Raw genomic sequence first — 13811 nt, 5'->3', positions numbered from 1 at the left:
CGCTCGCCTGAGATCCCGAGGAGGCGCGAGTGCTCGAGATGCGACGGCTGCGGCTCCTGCGCGAGCTCAAGCTGCGCGGCACGATCGGCGCGGTCGCCGACGCGCTGTCGTTCAGCCCGTCGTCGGTGTCGCAGCAGCTCGCGCAGCTGGAGCGCGAGGCCGGCGTCCCGCTCCTGCGCCGGGTCGGCCGGCGGGTGGTGCTCACGCCGCAGGCCGAGATCCTCGTCGAGCACACCACGGCCCTGCTCGAGCGCCTCGAGCGCGCCGAGACGGAGGTGAACGCGTCGCTCGCGAACGTGTCCGGCACCATCCGCGTGGCGGCGTTCCAGTCGGCGCTGCTCGCGCTCGTGCCGCCCGCGCTGACGATCCTCCGCGACGACTACCCGGACCTCCGGGTCGAGATCACCATGCGCGAGCCCGAGTCGGGCCTGCACGACGTGTGGGCGCGCGACCACGACCTCGTCATCGCCGAGCAGTACCCGGCGCACGCCGCACCGCGGCCGGCCGACCTCGACCGCGAGGAGCTGTGCGTGGATCCGCTCCGCCTCGGCCTCCCGCCCGGCCGCGACGACGTGCGCTCCATCTCCGACGCGCGCCGCCTGCCGTGGGTGATGGAGCCAGCGGGCACGGCGTCCCGCCACTTCGCCGAGCAGGTGTGCCGGGTCGCGGGCTTCGAGCCGGACGTGCGGTACGTGACGGCCGACCTGCAGGCGCACATCGACCTCGTGCGCGGCGGGCACGCGGCGTCCGTGCTGCCGGACCTCGTGTGGGCCGGCCGCGAGCCCGACGTGCGGCTCATCGGCCTGCCGGGGTCGCCCCGGCGCACGGTGTTCACGTCGTCGCGCGTGGGCAGCCTCGACCGGCCGGGGATCCGCGCCTGCCGCGATGCCCTCGCACGCGCCGTCGAGGTGATGGGGCCGGGCGCGGGCTGAGCCGCCTGCGCGTGCCGACGACGACGACGGGCCCGGATCCGCGCGGATCCGGGCCCGTCGTCGCGGGGCGCGTGCGGTCAGGCGACGGGTGGGCCGCCCTCGCGCGGGGCGTCGCCATCGGCCTCGCCCGTCGCGGCGGCCGCGGCGGGCTTCCGCCGCCCGGTCACCACGATGAGCACGACCGCGGCCGCCGCGAGCACGACGATCCCGATGCCCACGCCGACGATGACGCCGAGGTAGGGCGCGACGCCCTGCTCCTGGCCTGCCGCGGTGCCCGGATCCGCGGCGGACGACCCGGTGCCGCCCGACGAGGTCGCGCCGGATCCGGCCGCCCCCTCCTGCGCCGCCGCGCACCCCGGCCCGTCGGGCGTGCCCGCCGATGCCGTCGCGCCCGCGGGCGCCTGGTAAGTGAAAGCGATCGAGTCGGAGACCGGATGCCCGTCCGCGGAGACCACGCGCCACGTGACCGTGTACTGCCCGGATCCACCGAGCGCGACCGGCACCGAGACCGTGCGTCCGGAGTCCGTCGCGCAGCCGGTCTCGAAGTGCGTGCCCTGGCCGTCGGGTCCCGTCACCTGCACCACGGACGAGCCGCCTGCGGCCGCGGACCCGCTCGACGCGTCGCCGCCGCCCCCGCCCGCCGCGGCGAGGTCGAGGATCACGTCGTTGAAGGTCAGCGTGAACTCCGACGGCGGAGCGTCGATCGTGGATCCGGCCGCGGGCGAGCTCGACACGAGGTAGTTGTGCGCCGACGCCGACAGCGCCCCGTCGGGACCGCTCCCCTGCGCGAGCCCGGCGAACGCGAGCGCCCCGGTCGCGAGCGCGGCGCCGGCGACCGCCGCGGCGAGCCGCCGGAGCGGGCGCCTGCCGGTGCGGGCCGGGATCCGGTCTCCGGGCGTCACGCCTGGCCGCCGCCCTCGCGGCGCACGCGGGTGAGCGCGAAGACCGCGACCACGAGGGCCACCGCGCCGAGGGCGAGTCCGCCGACGCCGAGACCCACCGCGACCGCGCTGCTCGTGGCGCTCGTGTCGGACGCCGCCGTCGTGACGGTCGCGTCGGGCGCCGCGGTGGTCGTCATCGCGCTCATGGAGTCGGCGGGCGGGGCGTCGTCCACGTAGAGCGTGGGCGCGGGGTGCTCCGGCTCCTCGCCGGAGGCGGGGGTGGCCTGGTCCCAGTCGACGACGGATCCGTCCGAGTAGGCCTGGTGCGCGGGGAGCATGATGCTGCCGGTGTCGGGCACCGGTCCGACCGAGACGGTGAAGCGCTGGAACTCGCCTGCCTTGATGCCCACGCCGTCGTCGGCGGTCCAGGTGACCTCGACGGGCGCGTCCGTGATGGTCGCGTCGTCCGTCTTCACGGGGGTGCCGAGCTTCTCGGTCGTGACCTTGGCGGTCCAGCCGGGCACGGGCTCGGTGGAGAGGCTCGAGAAGGGGGCGTCCTTCGGCAGGTCGACCGTGACGCTCCTGGTCGTCGCGGTCGCGGACTCCGTCGGGACCTTGAAGGTCAGCGTGCTGTAGCTGCCGGCGGCCGCCTGGTCGGGCGAGACGCGCACGTGCGCGGAGGCCGCGAGCGGCACGGCGACGGCGAGCGCGACGCCGCCGACGAGCGCGGTGGCCGAGCGGAGGATCCGGCGGCGGGGGGCGGGGGTGGATGAGCGGGTCATGGCATGTCCTGTTCCGGGCCGCGCGGAGCGGCCCCGGGAGCGGACGCGGCGGTGCCGGCGTCCGGTGAGGGAGGAGAGGGGCGGGCGATGCGGGGCATCGCGTCCGCGGCGCGAGCGGGCTCGCGCGGTGGGCGGAGGATCCGCGGGTCGCGGGATCCGGCCGGCGCGTCAGGCTGCGGCGAGGGCGCGCGGGCGCGGCGGGCCGCGGTGACGCAGGCGCCCGAGCCGGACGCAGAGGTCGCGCAGCGCCAGCGGAGCGCGGACGGCCCGGGCGAGCGCGGTGTCGCGCCGTCCCTCTGGCCGGAGGAACGGGATCGCGAGGGCGCGCACGACGCGGACCGCGGAGGCGCCGACGAGCGCGCGGATGGCCGCCTCGCCGTGCCGCAGCGCGAGCACGGTGACGATGAGGGCCGCGCTGTGCGAGAGCAGCATGCCGGGGTCGAGCGCGCCGGATCCGCCGGTCGCGCCGTCGAGGCCCGGGAGCGCGACAGGTGACGCGCCGTGCCCCATGCCCGCGTGCGGATCCGCCGCGACGGCCTGGCCGGTCACGTCGCCCGCCGCGGTGAACAGGCCGTGGAAGAGCAGCTGGCTGACGCCCACCGCGGCGACGAGGCGCCACAGCGACGTGCGCGTGCCGGCGAGCGCGATGGCCGCGAGCGACGCGAGCGCGAGCCCGAACGCCACGACGGCCCACGACGGGGCGGCCCCGCCGCCGGCCTCGTGGAAGAGGGCGGCCACGAACGTGGCGGTGGTGGATGCGGCGAGCCCCCGGATCACGCGCTGGACGCGCGGCGGGATCGGGGTCGGGGACGGGGCGGGCATCGACAGCGAGTGTAGATCAGCGGCCCGGGAGGACGCGGCGACGACGGGATGACCGCCGCCGCCGCGCCTCGCCGCTCCTCGCCCTACTGCGGCGGGTGCGCCGGGTCGAAGACCCGGGTCGTCGGGATGTCGGCGTACCCGCCGAGCCCGCCCTCGCCGTAGCCCCTGTCGAGCTTCGACGTGTCGCCGTCGAACTCGAGCCGCACCGTCGGCCCGAGCGTCCCGCCGCGGCGGAAGGACTCCTTCGTGCCGACGGCGTCGATGAACGACTCCACCAGCCCGCCCGGGAGGATGTAGCTCGAGTACGCCTGGAACGCGCCCGGAGTCTGGTTGTGGTCGGGCGCGTACGCGGTGCCGCCCGCGTAGTCCAGGTCGGTCGGGTTGCCGAGCACGAGGCCGGATCCGCCGTTCATGGGCTTGTAGTCGCTGCGCAGGCCGTTCCCCAGGAAGCCGTAGACGCCCTCGGGGCCGTCCATGCCCTTCGCGAACGTCGAGCGGTGGCTGATCGTGAACAGGTAGTGCTTGCCGTTCTCGATCATCACCTCGGGCCGCTCGGTCTGGTCGGTGACGCAGGCCGACTCGAGCAGCGGATCCAGGAAGTGCCACTTCGTGAGGTCCGCGTCATCCGCGACCGCCAGGCCGATGGACGCCATCTGGTAGTTCGCGCCTCTCGCGGTCACCTCCTTCGGGTCCTCCGCCGCGGGGTCGCCCTTCCGGTAGCCGAGGTCGGTCTCGTCGCACTCCTGCTCGCCGCGCTTCCCGGCGACGTCGGCCTCGAACACCATGTACGTCTTGCCCGGGTGGTCGGGATCAGTGAACGTGAACGGGTCGCGGAAGCTGGTGGACCAGTTCTGCTCGTTCGTCTGGTACCTCTGCCCGTCGGGCCGCAGGAGCGGGGTCACCGTCTCGAAGCCGGCCACCTTCACCGCGCCGTCCGTCTTCTCGATGCGCCCCTGGCTCAGCGAGATGACCGGGTCGGCCGGCTTCACGTCCTGCCCCTTCGCATCGCGGTAGAAGGCCACGTCGGTGAAGAACAGCTTGACCGTTCCGTAGGCCATGATCCGCGCGGATCCCGACCACTCGGCCTGCTGCGTGAACGACTGGTCGGGGAGGATCCCCCCGGGCGGCCCCGACTTCCGCGACCCGAAGGTGGTGTGGGACGGCGCGCACGGGCGGTGGAGCATGGCGCTCGCGGAGAGCGGGCGCGTCGGCTTCTACACGTCGCCCGACCTCATCCACTGGACCTACCGCTCCGACTTCGCGCGCGACGACCTCGGCACGATGGAGACACCCGACGTCTTCCCCATCGCGAGCGCGGACGATCCCGGCCGCGTCCGCTGGGTCCTCGGCGTCGGCGCGGACGGCGCCGCCCGGGGCCGCGGCACGGGCTACGCGTACTGGGTCGGCGACCTCGACGGCGAGCGCTTCACGACCGACGACGACGCCCCGCGCTGGCTCGACCAGGGCCCCGACCTCTACGCGGGGGTCACCTGGGCGGATCCGGCCGACGGCGCGGCCCCCACCCGCCGCTACGCGATGAGCTGGACGAGCAGCTGGGCCTACGCGGGGCGCCTGCCGCTGCGCGACGGCGGCGCGGGCGGCGGCCAGTCGCTGGTGCGGGAGCTGCGGCTGGTACCCGACGGCGCCGGCTGGGCCCTGCGCTCGGCTCCCCTCGATGCGCTGGCGGCGCGCGAGGGCGATGCCCGGGCCATCCCGGACGCGCGGATCGACGCCGCGACCCCGCTCGCCGACGCGCCACGCGGCCCCTCGCGCCTCCGCCTCACGCTCACGCCCGACCCCGCGGATCCCGCGCGCGAGGCCCGCGTGCGGCTCGCCTCCCCCGAGGGCGGCACCGTCACGGTCGGCTACGACGCCGCCAGGCGGCAGGCGTTCGTCGTGCGCGACGACGACCCGGACGGGACCATGCCGGACGCCTACGACCGGCCCGCGACCGCGCCGCTCGCGGACACGGCGGCCGGGGACCCGGTCACGCTCGACCTCGTCCTCGACGACCGCACGCTGGAGGCCTTCGTCGACGGCGACGCGGCCGTCCTCACGACCGCGACGGTCGGCACGCTCGACGGCGCCGGCCTCTCCGTGGAGGGCGTGGACGGCACGACGCGCGTGACCGACGCGAGCTGGGCGCCGTTCGACGGCGGCCGCTGAGCGCACAGGCCATCCCGACGCCCTTGCCCGCGGGCGTGACCGCGCGGGAGGATCGACCTGCGGACGCGCCCTCCGCGGAGAGGTCGCCCGCCATGACCCGCACGCCCACGCGTCGGACCCGTGCCGTCATCGTCGTCGCGGCGGCCGCCGTCGTCGCGACGGGCACCCTCGCCGTCGCCACAGCCATGCGGCCGGAGGAGCGTCCGGCGGTCCAGGAGGCCGCCGCCGACGCGCCGACCGCCGCCGCCGCGACCCCCGCCGCCGAGCCCAGCGAGATCGATCAGCAGGTCGCGCAGCGCCGGATCTTCGCCCTGCGCTCCGACCGCCCCTACGTGGAGCAGGTCGCGGCCGCGGCCGACTCCGTGGAGAGCGACTGGACCGGGCTCCGCCTCACGCCGGCCGAGGCCGCCGAGTTCGCGCGCCAGGAGACGCTCGCGCCGAAGCTCGAGGAGATGCGCGCGATCCTCACCCCTCTCGGCGCCTCCGGCGGCGTGTGGGTCGAGAACCCGGTCGCCGAGCCGCAGGTCATGGTCGTCGCGATCGTCGGCGAGGTCGGCGCGGACGTGCGGCAGCGGATCGCCGACATCGCCGGCGAGGACCCGCTGCGCATCACGACCGCGGAGCGCACGGAGCAGCAGCTCATGGACATCGCGGAGGCCCTGGAGTCCACGCCCATGGGACGGGCGGGCTGGCTCACCGGATGGGGTGTCGACACGATCGCCGACCGCGTCAGCGTGTCCATCGATCCCGCCGCGCCGGCGAACGCGGAGGCCGAGCTCCTCGCGTCGTTCGGCGACGTCCTCACCTTCACCCGCGAGGGGCCGGCGACCGGGGACTGACGGAGCACCGGGCGGGTCCGATCAGGCGGCGGCCCCGCCGTCCGCGAGCGCTGCGGTGAGCCGGCCCACCACGTCGTCGAGCGCGTCGCGGAGCGCCTCGAGCTCGGCGACGGTCATGCCGGTGCGCGCGGCCGCCTGCGCGGGCACGTCGACCGCTCGGCCGCGGAGCTCGCGGCCGGCGTCCGTGAGGGAGACCACGACGACGCGCTCGTCCGCGGCGCTCCTGGCCCGGTCGACGAAGCCGGCGGCCTGCAGGCGCTTGAGCAGCGGCGTCAGCGTGGCGGGTTCCAGCTGCAGGGTGGATCCGAGGTCCGACACCGAGCGGTCGTCGCGCTCCCACAGCGCGAGCATCACGAGGTACTGCGTGTGCGTCAGCCCGAGCGGCTCGAGGATCGGCCGGTAGACGGCCACCACGGTGCGGGCGGCGACCACCGCCTGGAAGCAGACCTGGCTCTCGAGCGCCAGGGGGTCCGTCATCGTCATCGCGTCCTCCTCGACCGGGTCGTGCCCTGCTCGGCACCAGGGGAGATGCTACGCAGGCGGACGGCGGCGGCGCGCTCGTGCGCGCCGCCGGCGGGGTCGCGGATCAGCCCGCGACGACGAGCTCGACGTTGATGTCGTCCGGGTCCTGCACGGAGAGGATCGACATGCCCGTGGGGAAGTCGATGACCTCGCCGTGGGCGACGCCGCGCTCCTCGAACAGCGCGGCCGCGCGCACGAGGTCGTCGCGCGACCCGACCTGGAGGCTCACGTGGTCGAGGCCGCGGGTCGCGGGGTCGAACGCGGCGTCGTTGTCCGCGATCGGGCGGAGGCCGAACAGCTGCGAGCCGACGCCGTAGATGACGCCGCCGAAGTACTGGGCGGGATCCGCGAGCACGGCGGGGTCGCTGGGGTCGCCCTCGCTCTCCACGGCGGGCGAGAGGCCCAGCACGCCCTCGTAGAAGGCGCGCGATCGGGCCAGGTCGGTGACGGAGATGCGCACGTGGTGCACGCCGGTGATGGAGTCGAGAGCTGTGGTCGCGCTGGTGTCGGTCATGGTCCGACGCTAGGACGATCCGCGCCGGGCGTCCCGGGTCGCTTCGGTTTCCGACCACAGCTCCCAGCCGGCGTCCAGACGACCATCACCGCCGGGCTCAGTCGTGGAGGTCGATGCCCCAGGTGCCGGACCACTCGGATCCGGGCGCGAGCGTGATGAGGCCGTCGCCCGAGTTGAACGCGTCGGCCGGCGCTGTCATCGGCTCGACCGCGACGGCCCACACGTGTCCGTCGGCGACCGGGTACCACGGCGTGACGAAGACCTGCCAGTAGGTGAACTCGCCGTCGGCCCAGATCTCGGTGCGGCGGCCGTCGGGCGCCTGGACGCCGTGGCGGGTGACGCCGTCGACCACGCGGGCGTCGGCCCACGCGTCGTCGAGCTGGGCGTCGCGCACGCGGACGCCCTCGCGCAGGTCGTAGCGGGTGCCGTCGACCGGGGTCTGGACGCCCGTGGGGTTGAGGCGCACGGGATCCACCTCGATGTGGGTGGGCGCGTCGATGACGACCTCGAGGTCCTCGGTGGGCACGTCGCCGACGCGCAGGAAGGGGTGCGTGCCGACGGCGACGGGCGCGTCCGCGGAGCCGACGTTGCGGATCCCGTGCGTGACGCGGACGCCGTTCCCCGTGAGCTCGTAGCGCACGGTCGTCTCGAGGGCGAACGGGTAGCCGCGCTGCGGGTGGACGTCGGCGGCGAGCGTCACGGAGACGTCGTCGCGCTCCGCGAGGCGGTAGGGCGCGTTCTCGAGGAGGCCGTGGATCGCGTTCTCGCGGTCCACCTCGGTGATGTCGAGCTGGTGCGTGACGCCGTCCTGCTCCCAGATGCCGTCGCGGATCCGGTTGGGCCAGGGCGCGAGCACGATGCCGCTGCAGAAGGGAGGCCGCGCGTGGTCCGGGTAGGACTGCACGAGGTCCGTGCCGTCGACCTGCAAGACGCGGAGCGCGGCGCCGACCTCGGCGATCACGATGCGCTGGGAGCGCCCGTCGACCTCCGCGGTGAGCTCGTGCTGCTGGCCGGTGGGGAGGCGGGGTACGTACGTCACGTCGTCGGGCACTCCCCGAGCCTATCCATACGCAGGGCTGTGGCGCCTCCCAGGGGCACGGACATGCCGATCCCTAGGATCGTCGCCATGGTCCGGCATGAGAACGAGAAGGCACGCGCTATCCGCGAGAAGGCACGCATCGAGAGGGCCCTCGACGACCGGCGCCGCAAGCGCCGCCGCCTCATCGCCCAGTTCTCCGTCGCGGGCGGCCTCGTCATCGTCATCGCGGCCATCGCCGGCGGCGTCTACCTCATGGGCCAGTCCCGGGCGGCGAGCGCCGCGGGCCCCGTGCAGGACACCACGGCGCCGATGTCCACGGGCGACCAGGTGCGCATCGCGACCGAGCCCACCGGCGTCAGCGTGGGCGCGGCCGACGCCCCCGTCACCATGGACGTGTACGAGGACTACTCGTGCCCCCACTGCGCGCAGTACGAGGCCGAGACCGGCCCGCTGCTCGACCGGATCGCCGCCACGGACCAGGTGCGCATCGTCTACCACCCCATCCAGATCGTCACGAAGTACGGCGTGGTCGCGGGCAGCGCCGCCGCGTGCGTCCTCGCCGAGGAGCCCGACAAGTGGCCGGCCGTGCACTCGGCGCTGTTCGACAACCACTCCACCATCACCGACTCGTGGACCCACGCCGACTTCGTCACCTGGCTCACCACGCAGGGCGTCACGGCCGATGCGGCGCGCACGTGCGTGGCCGAGGGCAAGTACTCGTCGTGGATCACGAGCAACACCTCCGACGCGACCTCGGCGGGCGTCACCGGCACCCCGACGCTGCGCATCCAGGGCGACATCATCACGACCGTCGCCGGCCAGGACCTCGTGGACGCGCTCACGAAGGCCGGCGCGCAGCTGCCCGACGGCATCGCGGCCGACAGCTGATCCGCGGACGCAGGACCGCGGCGACGCTCAGTGCGCGCGGTGGTCCTGCACCGTCATGCGCGGGCCGAACCGGGGCTTCCGGAACCCGCTCGCCTCGATGAGCCGCATCACCCGCTGACGCTGGCCCCGCCACGGCGCCAGCAGCTCGAGCATCCCGTCGTCGTCGACCGCGTGGCCGGCGAGCGCCCACCCGACCATGTCGTGCACGTGGTAGTCGCCGACGCTCACCGAGTCCGGATCCCCGTGGGCGCGCTGCGTGGTCTCCGCCGCCGTCCAGATCCCCACGCCCGGGATCGAGCGCAGCCGCCGCGTGATCTCCTCGCTCCCCCGCCCGAGCGCGAGCGTGCGCTCGAGGCCCGCAGCCGAGGTCGCGACCGCGATCAGCGTGCGCGACCGCTTCGGATCCACGCCCGCGCGGTGCCACTCCCACGACGGGATGAGGCGCCAGCGCTCGGGCGACGGCAGCACGCGCATGCCCGCCGGCACCGGCCCGGGCGCGGGGTCGCCGTGCGCGAGGATCAGCTGCCGCCACGCCCGCCTGGCCTCGAGCCCGGTGACCTTCTGCTCGAGCACCGCCGAGGCCATCGCCTCGAAGACGTGGTTGGTGCGCATGAGGCGCAGCGCGGGCAGGCGGCGGTGCGCGTCGCGGAGCAGCGGATGCGCGGAGACGTCGAGGTCGGACCAGTCGTCGCCCTCGCCCAGCAGCTCCGGCACGCCGGCGATCACCCACTCGGCTCCGGGGCCCCAGGCGCGGGCGTCGACGCCGCCGTCCGCGCGCGGATCCAGCCGGAGCGACGCGTCGCCGAGCGGCGTGCGGGCGGTGCGCCAGACGCCGGCGCGGCGGGATCCGGGCGGGGCCGGATCCCAGCGGCAGGTCGGATCCACGACGCCGCGGAACAGCGGGCGGAGCACGAGCCGGAGGTCCACCTCGCGGTCGGGCAGGTACGTCGTGCGCGCGTCGGGGGCCGTCACCGCCGCGCCGCCCTGGTCCATCCACTCAGGGTACGCACGGCCGCCGACCCTCCTCGGACGCGCCGGGCGCGCGTAGCGTCGGCCGCATGACCGACACGACGAACGACCACCAGGACGACCGCGAGCGCGTCGCCGAGCTCGTGAAGAGCGCCCGGATCGCGCTGCTCACCACCGTCAACGCCCGCGGGCAGCTAGTCAGCCGCCCGCTCGCCAGCCAGGAGCGCGACTTCGACGGCGACCTCTGGTTCTTCACCCAGGATCCGAGCGACAAGACCGCCGAGATCCGCGCGAACGACCAGGTCAACGTGTCGCTGCAGTCGGGCGACGGGTTCCTCTCGATCGCGGGCACCGCGGAGATCACGCGCGACCGCGCGCGCATCGACGAGCTGTGGTCGGCCGGCGCCGAGGCCTGGTTCGAGGGCGGGAAGGACGACCCGACGGTCGCGCTGATCCGCGTGCACGCCGACGCCGCCGAGTACTGGTACCAGGACACCCCGAAGCCGATCGCGCTCATCAAGTACGCCAAGGCCGCGATCACGGGCGAGCGTCCGAAGGACGTCGGGGAGCACGGCACCGTCGAGCTCTGACCCGCGTGCGCTAGCCGGAGATCGCGTCCGGCACGCCCGCGGCCGTGCCGTCCACCACGAGGTCGGCACGGCCGCGGGTCGCCTCGATGAGCGCGGCGTTCGCGCCGTCCACCTCGCGGGCCCAGGCCTCTGCCGCGCTCGGCGCGCGTCCGCCGGCCTTGTGCCGGTCCACCAGCCGGGCGAAGCGCTCGTCGCCCGGCGTCGCGCAGAACCACGCCTCGTCGAGCTCCGCGGCGAGCTGCCCCCACGGATCCTCGTCGACCAGCAGGTAGTTGCCCTCCAGCACCACGAGCCGGATGCCGGGATCCACCGCCACGGCGCCCGCGACGCCCTCGTCGACGGCCCGGTCGAAGGACGGCGCGTAGACGACGTGGTCCGTCTCGACGCGGAGGCGCCGCACCAGGGCGAGCACGCCCCAGCCGTCGAACGTGTCGATCGCGCCCTTGCGGTCGTGGCGGCCCAGCCGGTCGAGCGTCGCGTTGGCGAGGTGGAAGCCGTCCATGGGCACGCAGGCCGCGGTGCCGTCGCCCGCCATCGCGTCGACACGCGCCACGAGCGCCCGCGCGAGGGTCGTCTTGCCGGCGCCGGGGCTGCCCGCGATGGCGAGGATCGCCCGACGGCCGTCGCGCACGAGGCCCATGGCGCGGCGCGCGAGGGCGTCGAGGTCGTCCGTCGCGGGCGATGCGGGGTGCGGTCGGCGGTCGGGTCCGGAGTCCATCCGGCCAGTCTCGCGGACCCGTGCCCCATGATGGACGTGTGCGCATCGGAATCCTCACCTCAGGCGGAGACTGCCCCGGACTCAACGCGGTCATCCGCGGGGCGGTGCTCAAGGGAACGACCATCCACAAGCAGGAGTTCGTGGGCTTCCGCGACGGCTGGCGGGGCGTCGTCGACGGCGACGTCATGCCGCTCGCGCGCCGCGACATCCAGGGCATCGGCAAGCAGGGCGGCACGATCCTCGGCACCAGCCGAACGAACCCGTTCGAGGGCGACGGCGGCGTGGAGCGGATCCAGGAGAACCTCGACCGCCTCGGCATCGACGCGATCCTCGCCATCGGCGGCGAGGGAACGCTCGCGGCGGCCAAGCGGCTGACGGACGCGGGCCTCAAGATCGTCGGCGTCCCCAAGACCGTCGACAACGACCTCGACGCCACCGACTACACGTTCGGCTTCGACACCGCGGTGCAGATCGCGACCGACGCCATGGACCGCCTCCGCACCACGGGCGACTCGCACAGCCGCTGCATGGTGGCCGAGGTCATGGGCCGGCACGTGGGCTGGATCGCGCTGCACTCCGGCATGGCCGCGGGCGCGCACGCGATCCTCATCCCCGAGCAGAAGACGAGCATGGACGAGATCATCGGCTGGGTCCGCTCGGCCTACGACCGCGGGCGCGCGCCGCTCGTCGTCGTCGCGGAGGGCTTCGTCCCCGAGCACGCGTCGGACGCGCACGGCGAGCGCGGCCTCGACGCCTTCGGCCGCCCGCGGCTCGGCGGCATCGGCGAGCAGCTCGCCCCGATCATCGAGGAGCGCACGGGCATCGAGACCCGCGCGACGACCCTCGGCCACATCCAGCGCGGCGGCACCCCGTCGTCCTACGACCGCGTGCTCGCGACGCGCCTCGGCCTCGCCGCGGTCGACAGCGTGCGCGACGGCCACTGGGGCCGCATGGTCGCGCTCCGCGGCACCGACATCGTGCACGTGGGGTTCGAGGAGGCGCTCGGCCGCCTCAAGACCGTGCCGCAGCACCGCTACGACGAGGCCGCGATCCTCTTCGGCTAGGTCGCGCCCGACCCCGGGCGTAGCGTGACGGCATGACGTACCGCGCGCTCGTGGCCGAGCAGACCGTCGCCGACGACGGCACCACAGGCATCGAGGTCGCGCTGCGCGACCTCCCCGACGAGCGGGCGACGGGCGGCCCCGACGGACCCGGCGACGGCGAGGTCGCGCTCGACGTCCTCTACTCCAGCGTCAACTACAAGGACGGCATGCTCCTCGGCGGGCGGCCCGGCATCGCGCGCACCAGCCCGCTCGTCGCCGGCATCGACGCGGTGGGCACGGTCGCCGGGAGCGGATCCGACGCCTTCAGCCCCGGCGACCTGGTCGTCCTCAACGGCGCGGGCCTGGGCGAGAGCCGCGACGGCGGGCTTGCCGAGCGCGTGCGCGTGCCGGCCGCGTCGCTCGTGCGCGTGCCCGCCGGGTTCTCCGCCGCGCGCGCGGCCGCCGTCGGCACCGCCGGCTTCACGGCGATGCTCTCGGTGCTCGCGCTCGAGCGCGGCGGCGTGGAGCCCGGATCCGGCGACGTGCTCGTCACGGGCGCGGGCGGCGGGGTCGGATCCGTCGCCGTCGCGCTCCTCGCGCGCCTCGGCCACCGCGTGGTCGCCTCGACCGGCCGCGTCGACGAGCTCGGCGACCGGCTGCGCGCGCTCGGCGCCGCCGACGTGATCGACCGCTCCGAGCTCGGCGAGCCGGGGAAGCCGCTGCAGCGCATCCGCTGGGCGGGTGCGGTCGACAGCGTCGGCAGCGCGACCCTCGTCAACGTGCTCGCGCAGACCCGCTGGGGCGGCGTCGTCACGGCGGCGGGACTGGCGCAGGGCCCCGACCTCCCGGGCACCGTGCTCCCGTTCATCCTCCGGGCCGTCACGCTCGCGGGCATCAACTCCGTCGAGGCGCCGGCCGCGCTGCGCGAGGAGGCGTGGGTCCGGCTCGCCAGCGACCTCGATCCCGCGCTCCTCGACACGATCACCACCACCGTGCCGCTCGACGGCGCGATCGCCGCGGGCGAGCGGATCCTCGCGGGCGGGTCGAGCGGCCGCGTCGTGGTGGACGTCCGCGCCTAGCACCCGCCGCTCCCGGCGCCGCCGCGA

General features: G+C 75.2%; 16 protein-coding genes. 7 read left to right on the top strand and 9 right to left on the bottom strand.

Annotated features, from left to right (window positions below; translation table 11 throughout):
- Window positions 1-29: 29 nt before the first annotated feature.
- The gene (locus FGD68_RS05180) at window positions 30-932 is read left to right on the top strand and encodes a LysR family transcriptional regulator (protein ID WP_043585217.1); all 903 of its coding nucleotides are present in this window, start codon (window positions 30-32) and stop codon (window positions 930-932) included.
- A gap of 77 nt (window positions 933-1009) precedes the next feature.
- Here the strand turns inward: FGD68_RS05180 and FGD68_RS05175 are convergent, their stop codons facing one another.
- The 4 genes from FGD68_RS05175 to FGD68_RS05160 all read right to left on the bottom strand — a co-directional run bounded on the left by FGD68_RS05175 (window position 1010) and on the right by FGD68_RS05160 (window position 4478).
- Window positions 1010-1834, bottom strand: coding sequence for a copper resistance CopC family protein (locus tag FGD68_RS05175; RefSeq protein ID WP_237609861.1), 825 nt, complete (start codon window positions 1832-1834; stop codon window positions 1010-1012).
- Window positions 1831-2595, bottom strand: coding sequence for a YcnI family copper-binding membrane protein (locus FGD68_RS05170; protein WP_237609860.1), 765 nt, complete (start codon window positions 2593-2595; stop codon window positions 1831-1833). The genes FGD68_RS05175 and FGD68_RS05170 overlap by 4 nt, the downstream gene beginning before the upstream one ends.
- A 168-nt stretch (window positions 2596-2763) precedes the next feature.
- Window positions 2764-3417: a hypothetical protein gene (locus FGD68_RS05165; RefSeq protein ID WP_237609859.1), complete on the bottom strand. Its 654-nt coding sequence runs from the start codon at window positions 3415-3417 to the stop codon at window positions 2764-2766.
- 83 nt (window positions 3418-3500) lie between these two features.
- Complete coding sequence (locus tag FGD68_RS05160; protein WP_237610033.1) at window positions 3501-4478, bottom strand: glycoside hydrolase family 68 protein; 978 nt, start codon at window positions 4476-4478, stop codon at window positions 3501-3503.
- Between FGD68_RS05160 and FGD68_RS05155 the strand changes: the two genes are divergently transcribed.
- Both FGD68_RS05155 and FGD68_RS05150 read left to right on the top strand, forming a co-directional pair.
- Window positions 4474-5583: a glycoside hydrolase family 32 protein gene (locus tag FGD68_RS05155; protein WP_237609858.1), complete on the top strand. Its 1110-nt coding sequence runs from the start codon at window positions 4474-4476 to the stop codon at window positions 5581-5583. The two genes, FGD68_RS05160 and FGD68_RS05155, sit on opposite strands and share 5 nt — an antisense overlap.
- Window positions 5584-5675: 92 nt before the next feature.
- Window positions 5676-6422, top strand: coding sequence for a hypothetical protein (locus tag FGD68_RS05150; RefSeq protein ID WP_237609857.1), 747 nt, complete (start codon window positions 5676-5678; stop codon window positions 6420-6422).
- A gap of 21 nt (window positions 6423-6443) precedes the next feature.
- Here FGD68_RS05150 and FGD68_RS05145 read toward each other — a convergent pair whose 3' ends face one another.
- The 3 genes from FGD68_RS05145 to FGD68_RS05135 all read right to left on the bottom strand — a co-directional run bounded on the left by FGD68_RS05145 (window position 6444) and on the right by FGD68_RS05135 (window position 8509).
- Window positions 6444-6905 carry a MarR family winged helix-turn-helix transcriptional regulator gene (locus tag FGD68_RS05145; RefSeq protein ID WP_104235604.1) on the bottom strand — a complete coding sequence of 154 codons (462 nt, stop codon included), beginning with the start codon at window positions 6903-6905 and terminating at the stop codon, window positions 6444-6446.
- Window positions 6906-7008: 103 nt separating this feature from the next.
- The gene (locus tag FGD68_RS05140; protein ID WP_119373100.1) at window positions 7009-7458 is read right to left on the bottom strand and encodes a VOC family protein; all 450 of its coding nucleotides are present in this window, start codon (window positions 7456-7458) and stop codon (window positions 7009-7011) included.
- Window positions 7459-7555: 97 nt separating this feature from the next.
- Window positions 7556-8509: an aldose 1-epimerase family protein gene (locus FGD68_RS05135; protein WP_104235606.1), complete on the bottom strand. Its 954-nt coding sequence runs from the start codon at window positions 8507-8509 to the stop codon at window positions 7556-7558.
- Window positions 8510-8584: 75 nt separating this feature from the next.
- Between FGD68_RS05135 and FGD68_RS05130 the strand changes: the two genes are divergently transcribed.
- Window positions 8585-9385 (top strand): DsbA family protein, encoded by an 801-nt coding sequence (locus tag FGD68_RS05130; RefSeq protein ID WP_119373101.1) that lies wholly within the window; start codon window positions 8585-8587, stop codon window positions 9383-9385.
- A gap of 27 nt (window positions 9386-9412) precedes the next feature.
- Here FGD68_RS05130 and FGD68_RS05125 read toward each other — a convergent pair whose 3' ends face one another.
- Window positions 9413-10378: a DNA-3-methyladenine glycosylase family protein gene (locus tag FGD68_RS05125; RefSeq protein WP_119373102.1), complete on the bottom strand. Its 966-nt coding sequence runs from the start codon at window positions 10376-10378 to the stop codon at window positions 9413-9415.
- 65 nt (window positions 10379-10443) lie between these two features.
- Here FGD68_RS05125 and FGD68_RS05120 point away from each other — a divergent pair, with 65 nt between their 5' ends.
- Window positions 10444-10944, top strand: coding sequence for a pyridoxamine 5'-phosphate oxidase family protein (locus FGD68_RS05120; protein ID WP_119373103.1), 501 nt, complete (start codon window positions 10444-10446; stop codon window positions 10942-10944).
- A gap of 10 nt (window positions 10945-10954) precedes the next feature.
- On the opposite strand, the gene FGD68_RS05115 is transcribed toward FGD68_RS05120, so the two are convergent.
- A complete protein-coding gene (locus tag FGD68_RS05115) occupies window positions 10955-11662 on the bottom strand; it encodes a nucleoside/nucleotide kinase family protein (RefSeq protein WP_119373104.1) in 708 nt (235 codons plus the stop codon).
- Between the two features lie 38 nt (window positions 11663-11700).
- On the opposite strand from FGD68_RS05115, the gene FGD68_RS05110 reads away from it, so the two are divergent.
- Window positions 11701-12726 carry a 6-phosphofructokinase gene (locus FGD68_RS05110; RefSeq protein ID WP_104235611.1) on the top strand — a complete coding sequence of 342 codons (1026 nt, stop codon included), beginning with the start codon at window positions 11701-11703 and terminating at the stop codon, window positions 12724-12726.
- Window positions 12727-12758: 32 nt separating this feature from the next.
- Window positions 12759-13784, top strand: coding sequence for an acrylyl-CoA reductase family protein (locus FGD68_RS05105; protein WP_237609856.1), 1026 nt, complete (start codon window positions 12759-12761; stop codon window positions 13782-13784).
- The last annotated feature ends 27 nt before the right edge of the window (window positions 13785-13811 follow it).

It is taken from the genome of Clavibacter californiensis (assembly GCF_021952865.1).
GTDB classification, from domain to species: domain Bacteria; phylum Actinomycetota; class Actinomycetes; order Actinomycetales; family Microbacteriaceae; genus Clavibacter; species Clavibacter californiensis.
The sequence above is the reverse complement of the archived record's forward strand: the minus strand, read 5'-3'. Positions and strand labels throughout refer to the sequence as shown.

Bases quoted from the DNA above. Each gene is read 5' to 3' on its own strand.
- FGD68_RS05170 (WP_237609860.1), bottom strand. From the start codon at position 2,595: ATGACCCGCTCATCCACCCCCGCCCCCCGCCGCCGGATCCTCCGCTCG.
- FGD68_RS05165 (WP_237609859.1), bottom strand. From the start codon at position 3,417: ATGCCCGCCCCGTCCCCGACCCCGATCCCGCCGCGCGTCCAGCGCGTG.
- FGD68_RS05115 (WP_119373104.1), bottom strand. From the start codon at position 11,662: ATGGACTCCGGACCCGACCGCCGACCGCACCCCGCATCGCCCGCGACG.
- FGD68_RS05105 (WP_237609856.1), top strand. From the start codon at position 12,759: ATGACGTACCGCGCGCTCGTGGCCGAGCAGACCGTCGCCGACGACGGC.
- FGD68_RS05150 (WP_237609857.1), top strand. From the start codon at position 5,676: ATGACCCGCACGCCCACGCGTCGGACCCGTGCCGTCATCGTCGTCGCG.
- FGD68_RS05130 (WP_119373101.1), top strand. From the start codon at position 8,585: ATGGTCCGGCATGAGAACGAGAAGGCACGCGCTATCCGCGAGAAGGCA.
- FGD68_RS05125 (WP_119373102.1), bottom strand. From the start codon at position 10,378: ATGGACCAGGGCGGCGCGGCGGTGACGGCCCCCGACGCGCGCACGACG.
- FGD68_RS05155 (WP_237609858.1), top strand. From the start codon at position 4,474: ATGATCCGCGCGGATCCCGACCACTCGGCCTGCTGCGTGAACGACTGG.
- FGD68_RS05120 (WP_119373103.1), top strand. From the start codon at position 10,444: ATGACCGACACGACGAACGACCACCAGGACGACCGCGAGCGCGTCGCC.
- FGD68_RS05140 (WP_119373100.1), bottom strand. From the start codon at position 7,458: ATGACCGACACCAGCGCGACCACAGCTCTCGACTCCATCACCGGCGTG.
- FGD68_RS05145 (WP_104235604.1), bottom strand. From the start codon at position 6,905: ATGACGATGACGGACCCCCTGGCGCTCGAGAGCCAGGTCTGCTTCCAG.